This window comes from Nonomuraea sp. CA-143628 (assembly GCF_050942315.1).
Lineage (GTDB): Bacteria > Actinomycetota > Actinomycetes > Streptosporangiales > Streptosporangiaceae > Nonomuraea.
The window spans coordinates 7,904,953-7,928,459 of sequence record NZ_CP192072.1 but is presented as its reverse complement, the minus strand read 5'-3'; the positions used below and the strand labels follow the sequence as shown (position 1 = coordinate 7,928,459).

The window sequence follows — 23,507 nt, the reverse complement described above, 5'->3', positions numbered from 1 at the left end:
CTGCTGCTGCGTAACGCCCTCATGCTCGACGTGGTCACCGGTGACTACGCCGAAGGTGACCTGCGCTTGGAGGAGGGCCGCATCGTCGAGGCGGGTCCGGGACTGGTCGGCACCGCGGGCACGCGGGTGATCGACGTGGCCGGTGGTGTCGTCGTACCCGGGCTGATCGACGCGCACGTGCACGTCACCGCCTCGACCGCCGACCTGGGCAGTCTTTCGGCCATGTCGCCCTCGTACGTCGCCGCGCACAGCGCCCGCCTGATGGGGCAGATGCTGGACCGCGGCTTCACCACCGTCCGCGACGCCTCCGGAGCCGACTACGGGCTGTGCGACGCCCAGGAGGAGGGGCTGATTCGCGGCCCGCGGCTGCTGTTCTGCGGCAAGGCGCTGAGCCAGACCGGTGGCCACGGCGACCAGCGCGGACGCGGCCAGAACGGGCGCGACGACCACCCCTGCTGCGCCGGTGTCGGCCGGATCGCCGACGGCGTGGACGCCGTGCGCGCCGCCGCCCGCGACGAACTGCGCAAGGGCGCCCACCACATCAAGGTCATGGCCTCCGGCGGCGTCGCCTCACCGACGGACCGCGTCGACTCCACCCAGTACTCCATGGACGAGCTCCGCGCGATCGTGGAGGAGGCCGAGGCCGCCAACCGCTACGTCGCCGCGCACGCTTACACGGCCCGCGCGATCAACCGCGCCCTGGAGGCCGGGGTACGGTCGATCGAGCACGGCAACCTGCTCGACGAGCGCAGCGTGGAGCTGTTCCTGAGCCACGACGCGTACCTGGTGCCCACGCTGGTGACGTACTGGGCGCTGAAGGAGGAAGGCCGGAGCTTCGGCCTGTCGGAGTCGAACTGGCGGAAGGTCGACGACGTGCTCGGCGCCGGGCTCCAGGCGCTGGAGCGGGCCGCCCGTGCGGGCGTGCGCCTGGCCTACGGCAGCGACCTGCTGGGCGGCATGCAACGGCACCAGAACCACGAGTTCCGGCTGCGCGGCGAGGTGCAGCAGCCGATCGACGTGCTGCGGGCCGCCACGGTCAACGCGGCCGACCTCGTCGGGCTGGCCGGCGAGATCGGCACGCTCGCGGTGGGCGCGCGGGCGGACCTGCTCGTGCTCGACGGCGACCCCCTGCGGGACCTCGGGGTGCTCGCCGAGCCCAAGCACATCCGCCACGTCGTGCAGGGCGGCCAGGTGGTCTCCGGGTGATGTTCAGCCCTTGAGCCCGCTGGCGAAGCCCTTGATCACGTAGCGCTGCAGGAGGAGGAAGATCACCACGATCGGCAGCGCCCCGAGCACCAGCCCGGCGAAGACGAGTCCGTGGTCGGAGACGTACTGGCCGACGAAGGCGAAGACGCTCACCGGCACCGTCTCGAACCCCGAGCCGCCCAGGTAGAGCAGGGGAGTGAAGAAGTCGTTCCAGATGAAGACGGCGTTGAGGATCAGCACCGTGCCGGTGATCGGCCGCAGCAGCGGGAAGACGACCCTGGTGAACGCGGTCAGATGCGAGGCGCCGTCGATCTGGGCGGCGCTGGCGTACTCGCGGGGCAGCGCGCGGATGAACCCGGTGTAGAGGAACACCGTGAACGGCAACTGGATCCCCGTGTAGAACAGGATCATCCCCGCGTGCGTGCCGATCAGCCCCAGGTCGGTCACCAGCTGGTAGAGCGGGATCATCCCGAGCTGGAAGGGCAGCACGATGCCCAGCAGGAACAGCACGTACAGCCCGTAGCCCAGATGGCTCTTGGCCCTGGCCAGGTAGTAGGCGGCGAAGGAGCCGAGGGCGATCAGGGCGACCAGGCTGACCGCGGTGATCACGGTGCTGTTCATCAGGGACGGGCCGAGCGCGGCCGCCGACCACGCCTTGGCGAAGTTGTCCGTCGTGGGCGGGGCGGGCAGCGCCAGCGGCGTCTGCGAGATCTGCGCCGGGTCCTTCAGCGACAGGGTGATCAGCGCGTACACCGGGAAGAGGAACGCCACCGCCACCACGATCATGACGATCTCCAGCAGGAACGTCCGCCTCACTGGGCCACCTCCCGGCCGCGCAGGTAGTAGACCTGCACGAGCGACACCGCGGCCACGAACAGCGCGAGCACCAGGGCTATCGCGGTGCTGTAGCCGAACTTGCCGAACACGAACGCCTGCTTGTACAGCACGGTCGACAGCGTCTCGGTGGCGTAGCCGGGGCCGCCGTTGGTCGCCGCGAAGACCTGGTCGAACAGCTTGAGACCGCCGATCGTGGAGAGCATCAGATTGATCGTCAGAGCCGGGGCGAGCAGCGGCCAGGTGACGTACCGGAAGCGCTGCAGGGTGCTCGCGCCATCGATCATCGCCGCCTCGTGCAGCTCCTTCGGCACACCCTCCAGCCCAGCCAGGAAGATGACCATCGAGTAGCCGGCGTACTGCCACACGACCGTGGCCGCGATCGACCACAGCGCGAGCGACGGGTCGCCGAGCCAGTCGATCTTGAGGCCGAGCAGCCCGTTGAGCCCGGCGGACGGGTCGGGGTTGTAGATGTACTTCCACAGGAAGGCCACCATGACGGGGCTGACGACGACCGGCGCGAAGAAGATCACCCGCAGCAGCGCCCGGCTCTTCAGCTTCGCGTGCACGCCGAGCGCGAGCAGCAGCCCCACCGCGTTCTGCACCACGACGATCGCCACGGTCAGCAGCAGCGTGTTGCCGATCGAGTCCATCGCCTGGTCGTCGTGCAGGAGCGTCTGGAAGTTCGCCAGCCCGACGAAGGACTTGTCCGCGCCGATGCCGCTCCAGTCGGTGAAGGCGTACAGCATGCCCGCCAGGCTGGGATAGAGCACGACGACGGCGTACACCACCAGGGCGGGCGCCGCGAACAGCCACGAGGGCGAGAGCGCGGCGAACCGCCGCCGCGGCTTGCCGGCCGCGGCGGTGGATCGTCCGACGGGCGTCGCTGTCATGGTCATTTGGCGTAGGCCTCGTCCATCTTCCGCAGCGCGTCATCGATCTTGATCTTGCCGGCGAGCAGATCCTGGATCACGGCGAAGTGGACCGGCTGCACCTCGGCGTTGGGCCAGCGCTGGTCCATGAACGGCACGGCCCGGTCCTTGGTGAACGGCAGGAACGACTGCACGGCGGGGTCGATGGTGGAGGAGGCGTCCTGGGTGAGCGGGATGGCCGCGATCGCCTTGGCCCAGCGGTTGATGTTCTCCTGCTTGCCGAGGAAGTCGATGAACGCCTTGGCCTCGGCCACGTTCTTGCCCTTGGCGGCGGCGCCGAGGCCGACCACCACGCCGGCCGGGATCCACACCTGGTCCGCCACGTCCGCGCCGGGGACCGGGAACATCGACAGGTCGTCGGGACTGCCCGCCGACTTGCGGAAGTCCGGCAGCACTGCCGACACCTGGATGGCCATACCCGCCTTGCCGGTGGCCACCATCGAGATCTGCTGCTCGAAGGTGGTGCCGTTCGGCTTGTCGTTGAAGAAGCCGCGCTTCTGCAGCTCCAGGTACATCTCCATCGCGTCGCGCCAGCCGGACTTGGCGAAACTGGTCTGCCCCGCCGCCTGCTTGTCGTCGAAGGTGGGGTCCTTGGCGTACACGGTCGAGGGGACGAGGGCGTACGTGATGAGCTGGGTGACCCACGGCGTCTGCGCGCCCAGGGCGATCGGCGTCTTGCCGGCCTTCTTCAGCTTGTCGCAGACCGCCAGGAACTCCGTCCAGGTGGTCGGCGGCGCGTCCACGCCCGCCTCCTGGAAGACCTTCTTGTTGTAGATCGCGCCGATGACCGAGGAACCGGCCGAGTAGATGTAGGTCTTGCCGTCCTTCTGGAAGGCGGGCTTGAAACCGGTCGGGATCGTCTGCGTCCACGACTGGTCGGACAGGTCGGCCAGCAGCCCGGCCCCGGCGATCTGATCCATCGACATCGCGCTGCCGTTGCCCGGGTAGACCACGTGCAGGTCGGGCGAGTTGCCCGCGCCGAGCTGAGTACGCACCGAAGTCATGACCTGGTCGGTAGGGGCGAACGAGGTGGCGAGGTTGACGCCCGGCTTGGCCTGCTTGTAGGCCGCCACCAACTCGTCCATCGGCGCCTTCTGGTCGGCCACGCCGACGAACCTCAGCTCGACGGCGGAGGCCTGTCCCTGGCCGGTGGAGCCGGTGGTCTGTGGCTTGGTCGAACACGCGGTCGCCGCGGCGGCGACCGCGAGACCGCCCATCATGCGGAAGAACTGAACGCGGCTCAGCCTGGCGTCGCGTAGCTCGGTCATTGCACTGTCTCCTCGGTCTGACGGGATTGGGGGGCTCCCGAGGGATGCGAACGTTTTAATTAGTTACATCTAACGTTAAAACGTGTGAAGTTGTGAAGGTGCGAGGAGACTACGAGCCGTTCCGCAGGGGTGTCAAGGGTGCGCGCCGCGCTACGATGCGCTGTCATCACAGCTGCCACCGCGCTGTCATCGTTCTGTCATCAAAACCGGGAGGGAGCAGGTGAAATCACGCCAACACTCGGACAGGGGAGTCGTCAGGCGCCAGGCGATGGCGGAGCATCTCATGCGGCACGGCTCCGCCTCGGTGAGCGAGCTCGCGGAGGTGTTCCGCGTGAGCGTGATGACCGTCCACCGCGACCTCGACGAGCTCGAGTTCCAGGGCATGGTGCGCAAATACCGCGGCGGCGCGAGCGCGCAGGCGTCGAGCGTCTTCGAGAGCAACATCGCCTACCGGCTGACGGCCCAGACCGAGGAGAAGGAGGCGATCGCCCGCCACGTCGTGGGGCTGATCGAGCCGGGCAGCTCGGTCATGATCGACGACTCCACGACCGCGCTGGCCGTCGCTCGCCATCTCAGCGAGGTGGCCCCCCTGACCGTGGTGACGAACTTCCTCGAGGCCGTCAAGCTGCTCGCCCCCGTGCCCGGCATCCGGCTCATGGCGCTGGGCGGCGAATACCATCCGACGCACGACTCGTTCCTGGGCGTCGGCTGCGTCGACGCCGTCCAGGCCATGAACACCGACATGGTGATCGTCTCCACCTCGGCCATCTCCGACCGGCACGCCTTCCACCAGGAGCAGGAGATCGTGCTGGTGAAGCGGGCCATGGTGGCCGCGGGCACGCGCTGCGTCCTCGCGGTGGACCACACCAAGCTCGACCGGGTGGCGCTGCACCGGGTGGCGCCGCTGGAGAAGTTCGACGTCATCGTGGTGGACGCGGGAGCACCGGCCGAGGCCGTCCAGCGCCTGCGCGACCGGCGGCACAACGTCGAGATCGCCGGGTAGCGCGCCGCCTCACAGTCCGTGGTGTTGTCTCGTCGTACTGGGGAGAACACATGGGACAACGGAAAGTCGGCGACACCATGACCACCCCACCCGAGCCAGGAGGCGGCGGGCTCGATCCGGGCCTGAGCGCGATCATGAGCGAGCGGCGCAAGCTGATCAATCTCGCCTATCGCCTCCTGGGCTCCTTGGCCGATGCCGAGGATGTCGTACAAGAGACCTACACCCGCTGGTACGCCATGACCCAGCGGCAGCAGGACGCCATCGAATCCCCCAGCGGCTGGCTGACCACGGTCGCCAGCCGCATCTGCCTGGACCTGCTCGGCTCGGCCCGCGCGAGGCGCGAACGCTACGTGGGCGAATGGATCCCCGAGCCGGTGCCCGACCCCACGGAGTGGATCACCGGGCGGTCGGCCGACCCGGCCGACCGCGTCACCCTCGACGAGTCGATCACGATGGCCTTCCTGGTCGTGCTTGAGGAGATGACCCCGGCCGAGCGCGTCGCGCTCGTCCTGCACGATGTCTTCCGCTACTCCTTCGCCGAGGTGGGCGAGATCGTCGGCCGTACGCCGGCGGCCTGTCGCCAGCTGGCCACCTCGGCCCGCCGCCGCATTCGCGCCGCGCAGTCCCCCTCTGCTCCGGCAGCCCGGCAGGCCGGGATCGTCAGGGACTTCAAGCAGGCATGGGAAGCCAAGGACATCGACGCCCTCATCGGCCTGCTCGACCCCGACGCCACGGCGATCGCCGACGGCGGCGGTCTGGTCAGCGCCGGGCTCCACCCGATCGAAGGCGGCGCGCAGGTCGCCCGCTACATCCTCGCCATCGCCGACATGGCACCCGATCTGACGATCCTGGAGCGTACGGTCAACGGTCAGCCCGGTCTGGTGCTTCAGCTGGACGACGTCACCGTGACCGTGATGGCGTTCGAGGTCGCGGGTGACCGGGTCAAGCACATCTGGGGGGTGCGGAACCCTGAGAAGCTCCGGCCCTGGACGACAGGCTGACGCGTGCCGGTCGTGTCCTGGGGCGCCGCACCAGTGCGGCGCCCCCTACCGGCCAAACGATCAGGCCGGCTCGAACCCCGGCGGGAACCAGGCTTGCAGGTTTTCAGGGTTGATCGGCACCGAGATATGTTCGTGCGTGATCAACCACTTGTCGCTTGACCGTCGGCAGCAAACTGTCGATCGCACCCATATAGCGCTCTGGAGCCCGTTCTTGCGTGTCCCGGAGTCCAAGTGGAGCATGTGCGCGAACGCGATATCTTCTCCTGTAGCAATCGTAAGGTCGTGCGTTTCCAGGCCGATGGGACCATCGTATTCATCGAACCACCGCACAAAGTTGCCGTGGACTTGATCGGATCCCGCGAACTGGAGCGGCGGCACGACATCGTAATAAACAATGTCAGAAGAGTAATGTGACATGAGGCGGTCAATGTCCTTTGTCTGACAGGCATCGACTCGGCTCTCCAAGAGTGCTCTAACCTCGGACTCGTTCGAATTCATCGCATCCTCCGTTCATCAACCCGTGCCGGGTCAGGCGGCGCGGCCGGCCTTGAGTGAGGCCGCGGTGTCGACGACGCGGCGGCCCTGGAAGCGGGCCGCCTGCAAGATCACCTCACTGGGCGGGCCATCGCCGCCCACGTGGGAGGTGCCATAGGGATTGCCCGACTGGAACTGGACGGGATCGGCGTAACCGGGGGGCACGATGATGCCGCCCCAGTGGTAGAAGGTGTTCCCCAATGCCAGGAGGGTGGATTCCTGACCGCCGTGGGCGGTGTTGGAGGCGGTGAAAGCCGAGTACACCTTGTCCACGAGCTTGCCCTGAAACCACAGCGGACCAGTGGTGTCGATGAACTGCCTGAGCTGGTTCGCCGGGTTGCCGAAGCGGCTGGGGGTGCCGAACAGCACCGCGTCGGCCCACTCCAGATCGTCGTGGGCGGCCTCGGTGACGTCGGCGGTGTCCTGGCGGTGCTGGGCCCAGGCCGGGTTGGCGCTGATCGCCTCTGATGGAGCCGTTTCGGCGACCTTGCGCAGTCGTACGTGTGCGCCGGCCTTCTCCGCGCCCTCGGCGACGGCTCGCGCCAAAGCGTGCACGGTGCCGGTGGCGCTGTAGTAAATGATCGCGACCTTGACGGGTTCCATGGTCGGTTCGCTCCTTCGGTTCGGTTCATCGGTAGGACGACGTAGCCCCGCGCAATGTGAGGTGACGCGCCTGGACACCTCGCTCGCCGGAGGTTGGCTCAATCGAACAGGCGGGAATTGGCTCTCCCGGTGGGCCGCCTCGTCACATAGGGTCGGGCCGCCCGGAATGATCCACCGCTAGGAGCGAGTAACGATGTCCTATCCGCCGCCCCGATACTTGACGGAACACGGGATCGCCGGTGCGACCTATCGCCCGGCCGACGCACCGCCGGACCTGACGATCGGAGTCAAGTCCCGGGTCGGCTATCTGGCGACCGGCGCGAGCACCGATGGCCAATTCGGCCTCTACCGCTGGGACATGGCCGCGATTCCGAACGGCCCCGGCGCCCACTTTCACCGGACCTTTTCCGAGTCGTTCTTCGTCCTGGAGGGGACTGTCTCGCTGTACGACGGAGAGCGATGGCTGGACGCGACACCGGGCGATTTCCTGTACGTACCGCCAGGCGGAGTCCACGCTTTCAGCAACGATTCCGACGCGCCTGCTTCCATGCTGGTGCTGTTCACACCGGGGGCGCCCCGGGAGACGTATTTCCAGGAGCTCGCCGAAATCGTCGCTGCCGGTCGGCGGCTCACCGACGAGGAATGGACTGAGCTTTATGCCGCGCACGACCAATACGCCGTACCGTGAGCCGTGCGTGGCGGGGGTGCGTCAGTCGGTCGTCCGCCACTGTCAGCGGAGGCCGTGCCGGTCCGCCCAGGCCGCGATGGCCGTGGCGATCAAGACGGGATGGTCCTCCGGGGTGTGGTGGCCGGCGACCTCCTCGGAGTGCTCGATCTCCAGGGCGGCCATGTTGGCCGCGCACCACGCGATCATGTCCTCGTGCATCATGACCCCCGGCCCGGGCGCGAACGTGAGCAGCAGCTTGGGCACGTCCGTACTGGCCGCCAGCCACCGGTCGTACGCCTCGACCCTGGCCACGACGTCGGCGGGCTCGCCGCCCAGGGGCATCGCGCGCGGCCACTGCAAGAGCGGCCGCCTGCTCTCGCGCGTCGGGTACGGCTTGCCGTAGACGTCGAGGTCTCCCTGAGAGATCGGGGTGGCGACGGTGCCCGGCAGCCCCTGCTCGAGGAAGGCGTTGTCGTCCAGGATCATCGCCTCGCCGACGCCCTCGGTCTTGATCGCCCGGAACAGCTCGCGGCCGCCCTCGGGGAACTCCTCCCAGGTCATCGGCTTGACGATGGTCTCGGTGAAGGCGATGCCGCGCACCCGGCCCGGATGCCGCGTGGCCCAGTCGAAGGCCAGGGCGCCACCCCAGTCATGCCCGACCAGCACCACGTCCTGGAGGTCCAGGGCGTCGAACCAGGCGTCCAGGTAACGGGCGTGATCGGCGAAGGTGTAGTCGATGTCAGGTTTGCCCGACTCGCCCATGCCGATCAGGTCGGGGGCCAGGAGCCGTCCGGGTCCCACGGCCGGCATGACCTCTCGCCACAGGTGGGACGAGGTCGGGTTGCCGTGCAGGAAGACGATCGGCGCCCCGGTGCCGGACTCGCGGTAGTGCAGGGTCGAGTCGAGAACGTGGTGAAAAGCCATGATTCTGTCCTTAGCCAAGGTTGAGTTGGGTGATGCGATCGACCGCGATCTCGATGACCACGCGGCCGGGTGGGTGGGGTGGCGGGGCTCCGTACCGCTCGGCATAGCGCCTGACGCCCTCGGACACCCGATGGGGTACGTCGTGCACAGTGGCGACGCCCTCGAGCGTCACCCACCGGAACCCCACCGCCTGGCAGAGCGCCACACGGCTGCCCTGCCCGGCGAGGTTTCTGGCCTTCCGTGTGCCGCCGACGGTCAGGACCCGGGCCAGCCCCGCCACCTCATCCCAGGTGAAGCGGACCGCGACCACATGCGGCGAGCCGTCGGGACGCAGGGTGGTCAGGGTGGCGACGTGCGGCTCGGCGAGGAAACCCGCGACACCCGCCGCCGCGCCCGCCGGAAGGCGGCGAGCCGCGTCTCCCGGACGGCGGGTCGTGCCGGCCGGAAGGTCCGGAAGGTGGGGAGTTGTGCTCATCGGAAGGCGGGGAGGTTGCGTGCGGCCCAGTCGGCGAAGGTGCGCGGCGCGCGGCCGAGCACGCGCTGGACGTCAGGGCTGACGGTCTGCTCGGCCGCGGTCGGCTCGCCCAGGATGGCGAGCGTGCCCTCGACGACGGGCTCGGGCATCACCTGGAGCATCTGCGCGCGTGCCTCCTCGCGGGTCTGCTCCACGAACCGCACCGGCTCGCCGAGCGCCGCGCCGAGCGCCGCCGCCCGCTCGCGCGGGGTGACCAGCGCGGGTCCGGTCAGCTCATAGGTACGGCCGGAGTGCCCGGACTCCCGCAGGACCGCGGCCGCGACCGCGGCGATGTCGGCCGGGTCGATGGTCGGCAGCCCGACGTCCCCGAAGGGCGCGGCGGCGGTGCGCCGCGTCCGGACGGATTCGGCCCAGGCGTAGGCGTTGGAGTCGAAGCCGCCGGGCCGCAGGATCGTGAAGTCCAGCCCCGACTCGCGCACCGCCTGCTCGAACAGGGCCGGGTGCCGGTAGACCTCGGGACGGGTGCCCGCTCCTTGCGAGGAGAGCAGGACGACCCGCTTGACGTCCGCGGCCTCCTTCAGGATCGCGTGCGGGTCGTCTCCGGCCACGAGGAGGAAGAGCGCGTCGGCGCCTTCCAGCGCGGAGCGGAGGCTCGTGGGGTCGTTCAGGTCGGCCCGGCTGTGCCGTACACCCTCGGCGAACTGGGCGGACTGGCGGGACACGGCCGTGACCTGCTCGCCTGAGGCGGCGAGGACGCTGACGAGCTCGCGTCCGACGTTACCCGTGGCGCCCGTGACAACGATCATGATGTAGTCCTTAGTTAGTTGGCTGACTGAGAAAAACCCTAGTGCGTCCGCGCGGTGCTTGTCCACAGTTAGTTGGATAACTGACTCAGATAGGGCCAGGGCCACCCCTGCCGACACCACTGTTACGATTCAGCCCGGATCCGTACTGGGGGGATGGATGGCAGCCAGGCAGCGCCGGATCACCTCGATCGATGTGGCCAGGGAAGCCGGGGTTTCGCAGACCACGGTCAGCTATGTGCTCAACAACGTGCCGCATCAGAAGATCTCCGAGGAGACCCGGAGCCGGATCTTCGCGGCGGTCGACAAGCTCGGCTACGCCCCCTCCGCCGCCGCGCGCACCCTGCGCCGGGGCCGCAGTGACCTCGTGCTGATCGTGCTGTCCGACGTGCCGCTCGGCGCCACGCTGGCCCAACTCGTCGAGAACCTCACCGACGACCTCGAACGACACGGCCTGACCGCGATCACCCGGCGCGAACGCCGCCTGCCCGTGACGGCGCTCGCCCGCGAGCTGGAGCCGACCGCCATCGTCGCCTTCACCGCCATCTCCTCCGAAGACCGGGCGAGCCTGCGGGCGGCCGGCATCAAGGTGGTCGGCGCCCGGCTCGACGGCGGCGGCGAGAACGTCCTGACGCTGCCGCAGACCGAGATCGGCCGCCTTCAGGCCGGACATCTCGCCGCCACCGGCCGCCGCCGCATCGGCTACGCGGCGCCGGACGATCCACGCGTCCGCGACTTCTACCACCTGCGTCTCGGCGGCGTCCGCCAAGCCTGCGCCGAGCTGGGGCTGGAGCCGCCGGACGTACGCGATGTGCCGCTCGACACGATCACGGCCGCCGAGGTGGCGCGCGGCTGGCACGCCGCGGGCGTCGACGGCGTCTGCGCCTACAACGACGAGACCGCGTTCGCGCTGCTGGCCGGGATGCGGGCCGCGGGCCTGGCCGCCCCCGACGACCTCGCGGTGATCGGCGTGGACGACATCCCGCTCGCGCCCTTCGCCGTCCCGCCCCTGACCACGGTCGACCAGCACACCCAGACGGTGGCCGAGCACCTGACGGAGATGATCCTGCGGGCCGACGGCGCGCGCTCCCCGCAGTCCCCTCGGACGGAGACCGCGAGCCTGGTGATCCGCGAGTCCGCCTGACGAGGGGTCCGACGCGGACGACGGCGCGATGTCTCCTTGCGACCCTCCTCGCGACAAACGCGTTGACGCGGAAATGCCTGCTCACGACATAGCGCGTGGACGCGAAAATGCGTTGCCGTAGATCCCCGCGAAACGTATGGTTTTGCGCTCGTGGTCACTGTGGTGGAGAGGGTCCTGCCTGCCCGGCTGGGGACAGGGTTTCGGTGGTTGCTGGCCTCGAGCTGGCTGACGAATCTCGGTGACGGGGCCGCGGCCGCCGCGGGCCCGCTGCTGATCGCGACGCTGACCCGCGACCCGCTGATGATCTCGCTGTCGGCCCTGGTGGGCTGGGCGCCGCCGCTGCTGTTCAGCCTGTACGCGGGCGTGCTGTCCGATCGGCACGACCGGCGCAGGATCGTGCTCGTCGCGAACGCCGTACGGGCCGTGGTGCTGACGGTGCTGGTCGCGCTCATCGTGACCGGCACGGTGACCGTGGCGACGGCGCTGGCGGCGCTCGCGCTCCGAGCCATCGCCGAGGTGTTCGCCGACAGCGCGACGGCCACGCTGACGCCCATGATGGTCGGCAAGGACGATCTCGTCATCGCCAACGCCCGCCTGGGCACCGGATTCATCACGCTCAATCAGCTCGCCGGGCCGCCGGTCGGCGCGGCACTGTTCGGGCTGGGCTTCACCTGGCCGTTCGCGGGCCAGCTGCTCCTGGTGGTGGCGGGGATCGTCCTGGTCTCCCGGATCAGGCTGCCTCCGCACGGCCGGCCGGCCGACGGCCCCAAGCCCGACACCGTACGGGAGCTCATCGCCGGGTTCACCTGGACCATCCGGCACGCGCCGGTCCGTACGCTGGCGCTCACCATCCTGATCTTCAACTTCACGTTCGGCGCGGCCTGGTCGGTGCTCGTCCTCTACACCCAGGAACAGCTCGGCCTGGGCGCCATGGGGTTCGGCCTGATGACCACCATCGGCGGGATCGGCGGTCTGATCGGCACCGGCCTGTACGGGGCCATCACTCGTAGCGTGAGTCTCGGCGCCCTGATGCGGATCGGACTCATCATCGAGACGTTCACCCACCTGGGGCTGGCCCTGACCCATTCACCGTGGGTCGCCGGGGCCATCTTCCTGGCCTTTGGCGCGCACGCCTTCATCTGGGGCACGACCTCGACCACCGTCCGCCAGCGCGCGGTCCCACACGAACTCCAGGGCCGGGTGGGCAGTGTCTACAGCATCTGCTGCTACGCCGGTCTGGTGGTCGGCACGTTGATCGGCGGTGTCCTGGCCACCCGCTTCGGTGTCGCGGCGCCCTTCTGGTTCGCCTTCGCCGGCTCCGCGGTGTTCGTCGTGCTGCTGTGGCGGCAGCTCATGCTCATCGCCCACGACGACTGAGTAGGCTGGCCGCTGATGATCGACTACTGAAGGAGTCGCTGATGACCGCCGACGCGACGATGGCCCGGATCGGCCAGGGGGTGGACTTACATCACCGCCAAGGCCAGCCTGACGCCGCTCGCGACCTGTTCGCGCAGATCTGGGATGACATCGGTGGCGAGCAAGGCGATCCACTGCATGTCTGCGTTCTCGCCCACTCGATGGCCGACGTGCAGGACGACGTGCACCAGGAGCTGATGTGGGATCTGCGGGCGCTCGCCGCCGCCGATCGGGTCACCGATGAGCAGGTGGCGCAGGTCGGGGTGGCGCTTCCGGTGGCGGGCCTGTATCCGTCGTTGCACCTGAACTTGAGTGAGTGCTACCGCAAGCTGGGCGATCTCGGTCGCGCCCGTGAGCACCTCCAGCAGGCCAGAGCCGGGATCGGCGTGCTCGGCGACGACGACTATGGGCGGCTCATCAAGGATGGCCTGGAGCGGGTGGCCGAACAGCTGGGTGAGGCCACCTGACCGCGATTGGTCGGGTCTGGGAAGGCCATACCACTGCGGTATGGGCAAATTGGGAGGTATCACCTAGGTCACTCGCGATGCGAGTCTGAGTGCACCCCCAGCCGGCCGGGGTTCGTCCACTCCACCCCCCTGAGGAGCAACGAGCGTGAACCCCAAGCTCAGGTTGGGCGCTGCCGCCATACTCGCGTTAGCCCTGGCCATCACCGCACCGGCGGGCGTCACAAGCGCGAACGCCCAGGCGGCCGACCCACCCTCATCGTCCGAGCGCAGCGTCGCGGTGGCGACCGCGCAGAGCGTCATCGCGTCCAACCGGACGCAGCTCATGGCCGCCGACCAGGACGCCTTCTCCCTGTCGTCGACCATCGCCGGCGTCAACGGCATACAGCACCTCACCTACACGCGAACCTACGCCGGCCTGCCCGTCTTCGGTGGCGAGGTAGTCGTCACGACCGACAAGTCCGGCAAGGCCGTCAGCACGATCGACACCGGCCAGCAGGCGAAGATCGCCCTGGACACCAAGCCGCAGATCGCCGCGCAGGCGGCGGCGGACACGGCCCGCAACGTGGCGCCCAAGGCCACCTCGATCAGCACGCCGACTCTCGTGGTGCACGCCGCCACGGCCACGCCACGCCTGGCGTGGGAGGTCGTGGCCGCCACCGCCGACCAGTCGAGCATCCTGCACGTGTACGTGGACGCGCGTGACGGCCAGGTCTTCGACAAGTGGGACCAGGTGGTCGACGGCACTGGCAACAGCTACTACAACGGCAACCCGGTCACCATCGCGACGTCCCCGACGTACCGGATGGTCGACCCCACGCGCACCGGCGTCCAGTGCGGCGGCCAGAACGGCTCGGTGTACACCAAGACGACCGACAGCTGGGGCAACGGCAGCGGCACGAACCTGGAGACGGCCTGCGTCGACGCGCTCTTCGCGGTCCAGCACGAATGGAGCATGCTCAGCGAGTGGCTCGGTCGCAACGGCATCAACGGCTCGGGCCGCGGCTACCCCATAAGGGTCGGGCTGAACGACGCCAACGCCTTCTGGAACGGGTCGTACGGCTCCTTCGGCCACAACTCCGCGAACACCAGGCAGGCCACTTCGATGGACGTCGTCGGGCACGAGTTCGGCCACGGCATCTTCCAGTTCTCCGGCGGCAGCAGCGGCAGCGGCAACGAGGCCGGCGGCCTGAACGAGTCGACGGGTGACATCTTCGGCGCGCTGACCGAGGCGTACGCCAACGAGCCGGCCAGCCTCGACCCCCCCGACTACCTGGTCGGCGAAGAGGTCAACCTGGTGGGCAGCGGCGAGATCAGGAACATGTACAACCCGTCGGCGGAGGGCGACCCGAACTGCTACAGCTCCTCCATCCCGAGCACCGAGGTGCACGCGGCGGCCGGACCGCAGAACCACTGGTTCTACCTGCTGGCCGAGGGCACGAACCCGAGCGGAAAGCCGGCCAGCACCCGATGTGACGGTGGCGCGGCCATCACCGGCGTCGGCGCCCGCAAGGCGGGCCAGATCTTCCAGACCGGCCTGAACATGAAGACGGCTCCGTGGACGCACGCCAAGGCGCGCGTGGCCACGCTGCGGGCGACCAAGACGCTGTTCACCGGCTGCGTCGAGTTCAACGTCGTCAAGGCGGCCTGGAGCGGGGTGAACGTACCCGCGCAGAGCGGCGAGCCGACCTGTCCCTGAGCACGATGGCGCCCTGTTCAGCGTGGATTGTCCGCAATCCGCCTGAGCAGGGCGCTTCCGGCCGTCTCAGGGCGCTTGTTCGTTCGTCACCTCGGCAGGTGACTGAAGCTTGGCCATGATCCGGTCGAGGGCGGCCAGGTCCGCCGGCTCCAGCGCCAGCAGGGCGCGCGGCGGCCGGGCCAGAATGCGTTCGGCCTGCTCGGCGGCGGCGACGCCGTCCGGGGTGAGGGTGACGAGCTTGGAGCGGCGATCGTCGGGATGCACGCTGCGCTCGACGTAGCCCGCCCGCTCCAGGTTGTCCACGACCAGAGTGGTGTACGGCTTCTCCGTGGCCAGGCGGGCGGTCAGCTCGCGCATGGTGAGCGGGCCGCCCAGCAGGCGGCGTAGCGCCTTGGCCCGGAAGAAGCTCATGCCGAGCGTGTCGGCGACCTCCTTGCGGCGGTTCTCCTGCTTCAGGACGAGGAAGCACATGGCCGCCCAGGAACGGGCGACGGCGTCCCGCGCGGCCTCGCCGGTCACGCTGTCGTTCGTCGCCTCGCTCATACGGTGCCCGCCATCCTGTGGATGAGCCGCTCCGTCGTGTGCTCGGCGGTGCGCCTGGCCCAGCGGCTCGTGGTGAGGATACCGAGCACCAGCACGACCGCGCCGGATGCCGTGCAGATCCACCAGCCGATGTGGCTGGCCTGCGGGAAACCCGTACGCCATGGTCCCTGAACGGCGGCGGCGACCAAGGATCCGAGCACCGCGACGCCGAGTGCCTGGCCGATCTGGCGGCTGGTGGAGGCCACGGCGGCGGCGACCCCGGCCTGGGCGCTCGGCATGCCGGAGACGGCGGTGTTGGTGATCGGGGCGTTGACCATGCCGAAGCCGAGCCCGAAGACGACGTACGAGGCTATGAGCCGCCACGTCGGGGTGTCGGCGGTGAGCCCGGTCAGGATCAGCGCGCTCACGGACATGGCGCCGCCGGCGATGATCAGCGGCACGCGCGGCCCGGCGCCGCCGACGATGCGCCCGGATAGCGGCGCGCACACCACCGTCAGCCCGGCCATCGGCAGGGTCAGCAGCCCCGCGTGCAGCGCCGAGTAGCCGAGGACGTCCTGCAGGTAGAGGGTGTTGAGGAACAGGAACCCGCCGAGCGCGGCGAACGCGCAGATCGCGATGACCGTCGCCCCCGCGAAGGGGACGCTGCGGAAGAACCTCGGGTTGATCAGCGGTTCCGCCCGGCGCAGCTCGTACGGGATGAGCAGCGCCAGTGCCAGCGCGGCCGCCCCGCAGCAGGCGATGGTCTGCCCCGAGCCCCACCCGGCGGACGGCGCCTCGATGACTCCGTACGTCAGCCCGGCCAGCAGCACGATGACCAGGAGCTGTCCGACGGGATCCATCGGGCGGGCCCGGGGGGCTCGCGACTCGGGCACGAACAGGGCGCACAGGACGAGCGCGGCCAGCCCCACGGGAATGTTGATCCAGAAGATCGTCTGCCAGGTGCCCCCATCCACCAGCAGCCCGCCGATCACCGGCCCGAGAGCCATGCTGATCCCGACCACGCCACCCCACACGCCGATGGCGCGCGCCCGCTCCGCCGGCTCGGTGAACGTGTTCGTGATGATCGACATGGCGACCGGGTTGAGCATGGAGCCGCCGACGGCCTGCAGTGCCCGCGCGGCGACCAGCCAGCCAAGGCTCGGCGCGAGCGAGCACAGCAGGGAGCCCAGCGTGAACAGCGCCAGGCCGGTCTGGAAGGTGCGGCGTCGTCCGAACCGGTCCGCGGTCGAGCCGGAGAGCATGAGCAGGCTGGCCAGCACGACCGTGTAGGCGACGATGATCCACTGCAGGCCGGAGACGGAGGCGTGCAGGTCGCGCTGGATGGCGGGCAGGGCGACGTTCACGATCGTGTTGTCCAGGCCCACGATGAACAGGCTCAGGCAGCAGATCGCGAGGATGACCAGCCGCCGCCGGCGGTCCGGCCCGGGTGGCCCGGTCTCCTTGAGGGTGGCGACGGGCTCATTGGTTGCTGGCATATAACAATTATATTCATGGAACTAAATGTCGGGCTCGCCGGGGGTGCCAGGCCGCCGGTCCGGGGTCTTGCGAGTTGCCCAATATCCGTTGAACGGAGTATCTTGATCGGCGCCCTAGAAGATCGTCGCGGCCGTCATGTCGCACGATTCGCGCATGCGCGCGTCCCGGCTTATCTGGAGATTCCATGCGTCGTGTCACGTGGTTGCTACTGTTGGCCCTCATATCGGGATGTGCCGCCGAACCGGCCGCTGCCCCCGTCGCCGCGAAACGGTCAGCGGATCCGCGGCCCAAGATGGAGCAGATCAAGGCCGACTGCATGAAGCAGAAGGGCTTCAAATACGTCGCCTACATCGCGCCGGAGCGGCCCGAACCCGATCTGAGTACGTACGAGGCCATGAAGACCTACCGCCAGAAGTACGGCTTCGGGGTCTTCGCCCAGTTCGTCTACCCGCAGGACCCCTTGAGCGGCAGCATCGAAAGCGCCGAGGCCGCTGTCAGGGGCAACCCGAACGACCAAATCATGCAGAAGTTCAACGCCTCTCAGTTCGATTCCTACAAAAAGGCGAAGAACAGCTGCGTCGGCAAGGCCGCGAAGGAGGTGCTGAACAAGGAGGTGGATTCGCCAATGGACGGATTCGAGCTCATGAGCGAGGCCAAGGAGGAGTTGGAGGCCGCCGAGATCGACGGCGACTCGGCGCTGGTCTCACTCGCCGACGGCTTCGCCGGCTGCCTCGGCGGCAAGGGGCGGCGCGTCCCCTCGACCAAGCCGACGGCGCTGGCCAAGAGAGGGGAGACCGAGTTCATGGACCAGTGGCAGAAGCTGGGAGGCAAGTCCGACCTTGGGGCCCCGGATGTCCCTGCGGCGCAGGCCAGGCCGTACCTCGATCGGGAGATCAAGGCGGCGCTGGAGGATCTGGAGTGCGGCAAGGACTTCTACACCCGCTACGCCCCGAAGTACGCCTCGATCAAAGCCCGGGTGCGGGGCGAGTACGGTCCACTGATCGGAAACTGATCCAGCGGCGCCACCGGTGTGCGGTCACCGTCGGGGTGGACCGTCTCGACCCCCCTCTTGTGCTCCTTCCGGAGCTGCGGCTACGTTTACGGATACGTCTCACTTCTACGTATCAGTAACGGGAGTGAAAGACGTGCCCCAACGCCGTCACCCCCGACCTCAGGGACCCCCTCATGAAGCTGGAAAGCCTTGTCGCCGCACTTCCCCTGGAGCGGAAGGTGAGGCTCCTCACCGGTGCCGACTTCTGGTCGCTCCACCCCGAACCGGCCGTCGGCCTGCGCCGGCTGGTCGTCTCGGACGGCCCGGCCGGTGTCCGCGGCGAGATCTGGGACGAGCGCGACACCTCCGTGAACGTGCCCTCGCCCACCGCCCTCGCCGCCACCTGGGACGAGGCCCGCGTCGAGGCGATCGGCCGCCTGCTGGCCGCCGAGTCGCGGCGCAAGGGGGTGGACGTCCTGCTCGCCCCCACGGTCAACCTGCACAGGTCCCCGTACGGCGGGCGCCACTTCGAGTGCTTCAGCGAGGACCCGCTGCTGACGGCCAGGATCGGCGTCGCGTACGTGCGAGGCGTGCAGGGCGGGGGAGTGGGCGCGACGGTCAAGCACTTCGTCGCCAACGACTCCGAGACCCAGCGGATGACCCTCGACGCCCGGGTGGACGAGCGGACGCTCCGCGAGCTCTATCTGGCGCCTTTCGAGGCCATCGTCCGGGAGGGCGAGGTGTGGGCGGTGATGGCCGCCTACAACGGCGTGAACGGCGCGACCATGACCGAGAACCCGCTGCTGCAGGACGTCCTGCGGGACGAGTGGGGGTTCGACGGGGTCGTGATGTCCGACTGGTTCGCCACCCGTTCGACGGCGGCGGCCGGCAACGCGGCGCTCGACCTGGCGATGCCCGGGCCGTCGGGTCCGTGGGGCGAGGCGCTGGTGGCGGCGGTACGGGCGGGCACGGTTCCGGAGTCGGCCGTCGACGAGAAGGTGCTGCGCATCCTCCGCCTGGCCGCCCGGGTCGGCGCCCTGGACACCGCCGACACCCCCGCCGACGTCGTCCCGGACATCGCGGCCGCCGACACGGTCGGCACCGCCGCCGGTACGGCGTACACGCAGGAGCGGGTCGCGGCGGAGGTGCGGGCCGCGGCGGCCGCCGGGTTCGTGCTGGTTCGCAACGAGGGTGGGGCGCTGCCGCTCGCCCCCGCCGAGCTGCGCGGGATCGCCGTCCTGGGGCCCAACGCGGAGGTCGCCAGGACCCTGGGCGGTGGGAGCGCCACCGTGTTCCCGCCGTACACGGTCTCCCCGCTGGACGGCCTGCGCGCGGCGGTCGGCGACGGCGTCGAGGTGACGCACGCCATCGGCGTCGTCGCGCACACCCGCACGCCGATCGCGCGGGCCCCCTGGCTCTGCCTGCCCGACGGTACGGATCATGGCGCTGAGGTGAGATACCTCGACGAGAACGGCTCCGTGCTCGCGGTGGAGCGGCGCGACGGGGGCGCGTTCAACTGGGTGATGGGCTCCTACCCAGAGGGGGTCGTGCCGGAGCGGCTCGCCGCGATCGAGGTCCGTGCCCTGATCAGGGCCACGGAGGCCGGTACGTACCAGATCGGCTCCTCCGGGCTCGGCCGGCACCGGCTCCTCGTCGCGGGGGAGGAGGCCTACGACGCCGTGCTCACCCTGCCGCCGGGCGCGGACATGGTCGAGGCCATGCTGACGCCGCCGCAGCGGACCCACCCCGTCCGGCTCGCGGCGGGTGAGAGCGTCGAGGTCACGCTGGTACATGATCGCGAGCGTACGGAAGGCGGGCTGCCCGGCCCCGCGCTCCAGCTCAACCTGCAGACGCCGCACGGCACGGACGAGGAGGAGATCGAGCGGGCCGTCGCGCTGGCCCGCGCCGCCGACGTCGCCGTGGTGGTCGTGGGCACCAACGAGGAGGTCGAGAGCGAGGGGTTCGATCGGACGAGCCTCGCGCTGCCGGGGCGGCAGGACGACCTCGTCCGCCGCGTCGCCGCCGCGAACCCGCGCACGATCGTCGTGGTCAACTCCGGCGCCCCCGTCCTGCTGCCCTGGCACGAGGAGGTCGCCGCGGTCCTGCTCACGTGGTTCCCCGGGCAGGAGTACGGCAACGCGCTGGCCGACGTGCTGCTCGGCCGGATGGAGCCCGGCGGGCGGCTGCCCACCTCATGGCCCCTCCACGAGGGCGACCACGCCGCCACGCAGCCGGTCGACGGCGTGCTCGCCTACGACGAGGGACCGGCGATCGGCTACCGCGGCCGGATCGAGGCCCTGTACCCCTTCGGCCACGGCCTCGGCTACACGACCTGGGAGTACGGTGCCGCAGAGGTCCGCCACGTCGATGATGGCGCTGCGGGCGAGGTCACCGTTCGCGTGCGGAACGCCGGTGACAGGGCCGGGCGTGAGGTCGTGCAGGTGTACGCGAGCCGCCCCGACAGCGCCGTCGAGCGCCCCCGGCGCTGGCTGGCCGGGTTCGCCACGGTCGACGCGGCCCCCGGCGAGGAGGTCGCGGTGACGGTGACCGTCCGGCGGCGCGCCTTCGAGCACTGGGACGTCGCGGCGGGCCGCTGGGCCGTCGAGCCGGGCACCTTCCAGCTGGAGATCGGCTCCTCCTCGACGACTCCACGACTGTCACCCGCCATCTCGGTGAGCCGGGCCCGCTGACCGTGGTCGTCGCGCAGGCGCAGGCCGTGGCCGTCCAGCGCCTGCGCGACCGTCGGTACAACCTCGAGGTGGCCGCTCGCCGCATCGCGGGTCAGGGGAACCGGTTCGCCGCGCGCGCGACGGCCTCCGGCGTGGCCGGGATCCGGTCGAGCGCGCCGCCGATCGCGTCCCTGATCGCCGCCGCGATGGCCGCCGGAGCCGACAGCAGCGGCGGCTCACCCACTCCGGTGAGCCCGTACGGCGAGTCGGGGCGCGGGAGTTCGAGGATGTCGAGCACGGTGGGCGGCATGTCCATCGTGGTCGGGATCAGGTAGTCGGTGAACGACGGGTTGAGAATCCGCCCGTCACGCACCAGGACCTCCTCCATCAGGGCCAGCCCGAGCCCCTGCGCGATGCCTCCGTGCATCTGCCCTTCGACGGCGGCCGGGTTGATCGCCTTGCCGACGTCCTGGGCGCAGGCGATCTCCACGACGCGCACGGAGCCGAGCTCGGGATCCACGTCGACAACGGCCCGGTGCGCGGCGAAGGCGTACGCGACGTGGGCGTCGCCCTGACCGGTCTCCGGGTCCAGCGCGCGCGTGCGGCGGTGGCGGAAGACGGCGGTCTCGTCGACGTCCGTCGCGGTCAGCAGGTCCGCGAGGGTGACGCTCCGGCCTGACGCCGTCGACACCGCGGCCGCCGCCTCGCCGTCGTACCCGAGCGCCTCGACGGGCTCGCCGAGCAGCGCCGCCGCCCGTTCCAGTAGCCTGGCCCGTACGGCCGCGCAGGCCGCCCGCACGGCACCGCCCGACATCCACGTCTGCCGCGAGGCCGAGGAGGTCCCGGCGTCGCCGACGGCCGTGTCGGCGGGCAGGACCGTGACCCGCTCGACCGCCAGCTCGGTCCGCGCGATCTGCGCCTGCACCGTCACCAGCCCCTGGCCGACCTCGGCCGCGGCCGTGTGCACCTCGGCGAACACCTCCCCGTCGTGCGCGAACACCCGGACCCTGGCCGTGCCGAAGTCGTCGTACCCGGCGGACTTGCAGATGTTCTTCACCGACACGCCGTACCCCACGCCGCGCCGCAGCCCTTCGGCCCGCGTGGAGTTCGAGGTCCCGCCGGGAAGCAGCTCGCCGGGAGGCGGGGGGAGGGGCTTGGCGGCGACCCGGCGCAGCAGCTCGGCCACCGGCGCGGGCCCCTCGACCCGCTGCCCGGTCGCCATCACGGAGCCGGTGCCCACCGCGTTGCGCAGGCGCAGCTCCACCGGGTCCATGCCGAGCGCCGTCGCCAGCCGGTCCATCTGTGATTCGTGGCCGAAGCACACCTGTACGGCGCCGAAGCCGCGCATCGCCCCGGCGGGCGGGTTGTTCGTGTAGACCGATCGGCAGTCGACCTCGACGGCCGGGACCTCGTAGGGGCCGGTGGCGAAGCAGCCCGCGTTCCCGGTCACGGCGGCCGAGGTGGAGGCGTAGGCACCGCCGTCGAGCAGGATGTCGGCCTTGACGTACAGCAGCCTCCCGTCGCGGGTGGCGCCGTGCTCGTAGCGCATCCGGGCGGGGTGGCGGTGCACGTGGCCGGCGAAGGACTCCTCGCGGCCGTAGCTCATCTTCACCGGCCGCCCGAGCCGCAGCGCCAGCAGGCAGGCGTGGGCCTGCACGCTGAGGTCCTCGCGCCCGCCGAACGCCCCGCCGACCCCGGCCAGCGTCAGCCGCACCCGGTCCTTCGGCAGGGCCAGGCACTCCGCGAGCTGGTCCTGGTCGACGTGCAGCCACTGCGTCGAGCAGTACAGGTCCACCCCGGCGTCCTCGCCGGGCACGGCCAGGCACGACTCGGGCCCGAGGAACGCCTGGTCCTGCATTCCCACCTCGTACTCGCCCGTCACGACCACGTCGGCCTCGGCCACCGTGCCGCGCCGGATGCGCAGGTGTTTGACCAGGTTCCCACCCTCGTGCAGGACCGGGCCCGTCAGCGCCGTCTCGGGGTCGGTCAGCGCGGGCAGCTCCGCGTAGGAGACCAGGACGAGGCCGGCGGCGCGGCGGGCCAGCTCGGGGGTGTCGGCGGCGACGACGGCGACGGGCTCGCCGATGTAGCGGACCCGATCCTCGGCGAGTACGGGCTGGTCGCGGCGTTCGAGCCCGTAGCGGTTGTGGCCGGGCACGTCGGCGGCGGTGAGCACCGCGTGCACGCCGGGCAGTTCGAGCGCTCCGGCCGGGTCGACGGACAGCAGGCGCGCGTGCGGGTGCGGGCTGCGGACGGTCGCGCCCCACACCATCCGGTCGTGCCACAGGTCGGAGGAGAAGGCGAAGTCGCCGCGCACTTTGGAGACGGCGTCGGGCCGGCGTGCGGACTCGCCCACGCCCTGGCGCACGGTTGTGTGCGGTGCCGTGGTCATCGCGATCGCCCCGCCGCCAGCCGTACGGCGTCGAAGATCTTCTCGTACCCCGTGCAGCGGCAGAGGTTGCCCGCGAGGGCCTCGCGGATCTCCGGCTCGCCGGGGTCGGCGGAGCGGGCCAGCAGGTCGTGCACGGCGACCACCAGACCCGGCGTGCAGAACCCGCACTGCACGGCGCCCGCGTCCACGAACGCCCGCTGCACCGGGTGCAGTTCCTCGCCGTCGGCCAGCCCTTCGACGGTCACCACAGCTGAGCCGTGCGCCTGCCCGGCGGCCACCAGGCAGGCGCACACGGCCGTCCCGTCGAGGTAGACCGTGCAGGAGCCGCATTCCCCCTGCTCGCAGGCGTTCTTGGAGCCGGGCAGCCCCACCCGTTCGCGTAGCAGATGAAGCAGGCTCTCGCCCGGCGTCACTCCGTCGAGGCTCCGGTGAACCTCGTTCACCTCCAGATCGACCCGCATCG

22 protein-coding genes are annotated in these 23,507 nt (G+C 70.1%); 10 read left to right on the top strand and 12 right to left on the bottom strand.

Translation table 11 applies throughout. The features are described 5' to 3' along the window. The first annotated feature begins 21 nt into the window (after positions 1 to 21). Positions 22 to 1,206 carry an amidohydrolase family protein gene (locus tag ACQP2T_RS36175; protein WP_433519872.1) on the top strand — a complete coding sequence of 395 codons (1,185 nt, stop codon included), beginning with the start codon at positions 22 to 24 and terminating at the stop codon, positions 1,204 to 1,206. A gap of 3 nt (positions 1,207 to 1,209) precedes the next feature. Here the strand turns inward: ACQP2T_RS36175 and ACQP2T_RS36170 are convergent, their stop codons facing one another. Genes ACQP2T_RS36170 through ACQP2T_RS36160 form a run of 3 tightly spaced genes read right to left on the bottom strand, consistent with a single transcriptional unit; the run spans position 1,210 to position 4,240 of the window. Beyond that, on the bottom strand, positions 1,210 to 2,022 hold the full coding sequence (locus ACQP2T_RS36170) for a carbohydrate ABC transporter permease (RefSeq protein WP_433509384.1): 813 nt from the start codon (positions 2,020 to 2,022) through the stop codon (positions 1,210 to 1,212). Beyond that, complete coding sequence (locus ACQP2T_RS36165; RefSeq protein ID WP_393480926.1) at positions 2,019 to 2,939, bottom strand: carbohydrate ABC transporter permease; 921 nt, start codon at positions 2,937 to 2,939, stop codon at positions 2,019 to 2,021. Before ACQP2T_RS36165 ends, ACQP2T_RS36170 begins: the two co-directional genes overlap by 4 nt. Then, on the bottom strand, positions 2,936 to 4,240 hold the full coding sequence (locus tag ACQP2T_RS36160; protein ID WP_433509383.1) for an extracellular solute-binding protein: 1,305 nt from the start codon (positions 4,238 to 4,240) through the stop codon (positions 2,936 to 2,938). The genes ACQP2T_RS36165 and ACQP2T_RS36160 overlap by 4 nt, the downstream gene beginning before the upstream one ends. A gap of 268 nt (positions 4,241 to 4,508) precedes the next feature. Between ACQP2T_RS36160 and ACQP2T_RS36155 the strand changes: the two genes are divergently transcribed. Together ACQP2T_RS36155 and sigJ are read left to right on the top strand one after the other, a co-directional pair. Continuing rightward, complete coding sequence (locus ACQP2T_RS36155) at positions 4,509 to 5,243, top strand: DeoR/GlpR family DNA-binding transcription regulator (RefSeq protein WP_433509382.1); 735 nt, start codon at positions 4,509 to 4,511, stop codon at positions 5,241 to 5,243. 50 nt (positions 5,244 to 5,293) lie between these two features. Beyond that, the gene (sigJ, locus tag ACQP2T_RS36150; RefSeq protein ID WP_433509381.1) at positions 5,294 to 6,244 is read left to right on the top strand and encodes an RNA polymerase sigma factor SigJ; all 951 of its coding nucleotides are present in this window, start codon (positions 5,294 to 5,296) and stop codon (positions 6,242 to 6,244) included. A 60-nt stretch (positions 6,245 to 6,304) separates the two neighbouring features. Here the strand turns inward: sigJ and ACQP2T_RS36145 are convergent, their stop codons facing one another. Next, positions 6,305 to 6,742, bottom strand: coding sequence for a YybH family protein (locus tag ACQP2T_RS36145; RefSeq protein WP_433509380.1), 438 nt, complete (start codon positions 6,740 to 6,742; stop codon positions 6,305 to 6,307). A gap of 30 nt (positions 6,743 to 6,772) precedes the next feature. Next, positions 6,773 to 7,381 carry an NAD(P)H:quinone oxidoreductase gene (gene wrbA / locus ACQP2T_RS36140; protein ID WP_433509379.1) on the bottom strand — a complete coding sequence of 203 codons (609 nt, stop codon included), beginning with the start codon at positions 7,379 to 7,381 and terminating at the stop codon, positions 6,773 to 6,775. Positions 7,382 to 7,574: 193 nt separating this feature from the next. On the opposite strand from wrbA, the gene ACQP2T_RS36135 reads away from it, so the two are divergent. Next, positions 7,575 to 8,069, top strand: coding sequence for a cupin domain-containing protein (locus tag ACQP2T_RS36135; RefSeq protein ID WP_433509378.1), 495 nt, complete (start codon positions 7,575 to 7,577; stop codon positions 8,067 to 8,069). Positions 8,070 to 8,111: 42 nt separating this feature from the next. Here ACQP2T_RS36135 and ACQP2T_RS36130 read toward each other — a convergent pair whose 3' ends face one another. From ACQP2T_RS36130 to ACQP2T_RS36120, 3 genes are read right to left on the bottom strand one after another with little or no spacing between them, the layout of a single operon-like run. Continuing rightward, positions 8,112 to 8,972 (bottom strand): haloalkane dehalogenase, encoded by an 861-nt coding sequence (locus ACQP2T_RS36130; RefSeq protein ID WP_433509377.1) that lies wholly within the window; start codon positions 8,970 to 8,972, stop codon positions 8,112 to 8,114. 10 nt (positions 8,973 to 8,982) lie between these two features. Continuing rightward, a complete protein-coding gene (locus ACQP2T_RS36125; protein WP_433509376.1) occupies positions 8,983 to 9,447 on the bottom strand; it encodes a pyridoxamine 5'-phosphate oxidase family protein in 465 nt (154 codons plus the stop codon). Next, entirely contained in the window at positions 9,444 to 10,253 is an 810-nt protein-coding gene (locus tag ACQP2T_RS36120; protein ID WP_433509375.1) for an SDR family oxidoreductase, read from the bottom strand. Before ACQP2T_RS36120 ends, ACQP2T_RS36125 begins: the two co-directional genes overlap by 4 nt. Before the next feature lie 157 nt (positions 10,254 to 10,410). On the opposite strand from ACQP2T_RS36120, the gene ACQP2T_RS36115 reads away from it, so the two are divergent. From ACQP2T_RS36115 to ACQP2T_RS36100, 4 genes are all read left to right on the top strand, one after another. Beyond that, on the top strand, positions 10,411 to 11,394 hold the full coding sequence (locus ACQP2T_RS36115) for a LacI family DNA-binding transcriptional regulator (protein ID WP_433509374.1): 984 nt from the start codon (positions 10,411 to 10,413) through the stop codon (positions 11,392 to 11,394). 207 nt (positions 11,395 to 11,601) lie between these two features. After that, the gene (locus tag ACQP2T_RS36110) at positions 11,602 to 12,771 is read left to right on the top strand and encodes an MFS transporter (RefSeq protein WP_433509373.1); all 1,170 of its coding nucleotides are present in this window, start codon (positions 11,602 to 11,604) and stop codon (positions 12,769 to 12,771) included. Positions 12,772 to 12,812: 41 nt separating this feature from the next. Then, a complete protein-coding gene (locus ACQP2T_RS36105; RefSeq protein WP_433509372.1) occupies positions 12,813 to 13,277 on the top strand; it encodes a hypothetical protein in 465 nt (154 codons plus the stop codon). Positions 13,278 to 13,422: 145 nt separating this feature from the next. After that, the gene (locus ACQP2T_RS36100; RefSeq protein WP_433509371.1) at positions 13,423 to 14,973 is read left to right on the top strand and encodes a M4 family metallopeptidase; all 1,551 of its coding nucleotides are present in this window, start codon (positions 13,423 to 13,425) and stop codon (positions 14,971 to 14,973) included. A 66-nt stretch (positions 14,974 to 15,039) separates the two neighbouring features. Here ACQP2T_RS36100 and ACQP2T_RS36095 read toward each other — a convergent pair whose 3' ends face one another. Together ACQP2T_RS36095 and ACQP2T_RS36090 are read right to left on the bottom strand one after the other, a co-directional pair. Beyond that, positions 15,040 to 15,516, bottom strand: coding sequence for a MarR family winged helix-turn-helix transcriptional regulator (locus ACQP2T_RS36095; protein ID WP_433509370.1), 477 nt, complete (start codon positions 15,514 to 15,516; stop codon positions 15,040 to 15,042). After that, positions 15,513 to 16,991: an MFS transporter gene (locus ACQP2T_RS36090; RefSeq protein ID WP_433509369.1), complete on the bottom strand. Its 1,479-nt coding sequence runs from the start codon at positions 16,989 to 16,991 to the stop codon at positions 15,513 to 15,515. Before ACQP2T_RS36090 ends, ACQP2T_RS36095 begins: the two co-directional genes overlap by 4 nt. 293 nt (positions 16,992 to 17,284) lie before the next feature. Here ACQP2T_RS36090 and ACQP2T_RS36085 point away from each other — a divergent pair, with 293 nt between their 5' ends. Together ACQP2T_RS36085 and ACQP2T_RS36080 are read left to right on the top strand one after the other, a co-directional pair. After that, a complete protein-coding gene (locus tag ACQP2T_RS36085; RefSeq protein WP_433509368.1) occupies positions 17,285 to 18,004 on the top strand; it encodes a hypothetical protein in 720 nt (239 codons plus the stop codon). A gap of 173 nt (positions 18,005 to 18,177) precedes the next feature. Next, a complete protein-coding gene (locus ACQP2T_RS36080) occupies positions 18,178 to 20,673 on the top strand; it encodes a beta-glucosidase family protein (RefSeq protein ID WP_433509367.1) in 2,496 nt (831 codons plus the stop codon). 91 nt (positions 20,674 to 20,764) lie between these two features. Here the strand turns inward: ACQP2T_RS36080 and pucD are convergent, their stop codons facing one another. Next, positions 20,765 to 23,044, bottom strand: a complete 2,280-nt coding sequence (gene pucD / locus ACQP2T_RS36075; protein ID WP_433509366.1) for a xanthine dehydrogenase subunit D — start codon at positions 23,042 to 23,044, stop codon at positions 20,765 to 20,767. Continuing rightward, positions 23,041 to 23,505: a (2Fe-2S)-binding protein gene (locus ACQP2T_RS36070; protein WP_433509365.1), complete on the bottom strand. Its 465-nt coding sequence runs from the start codon at positions 23,503 to 23,505 to the stop codon at positions 23,041 to 23,043. The genes pucD and ACQP2T_RS36070 overlap by 4 nt, the downstream gene beginning before the upstream one ends. Between the last annotated feature and the right edge of the window lie 2 nt (positions 23,506 to 23,507).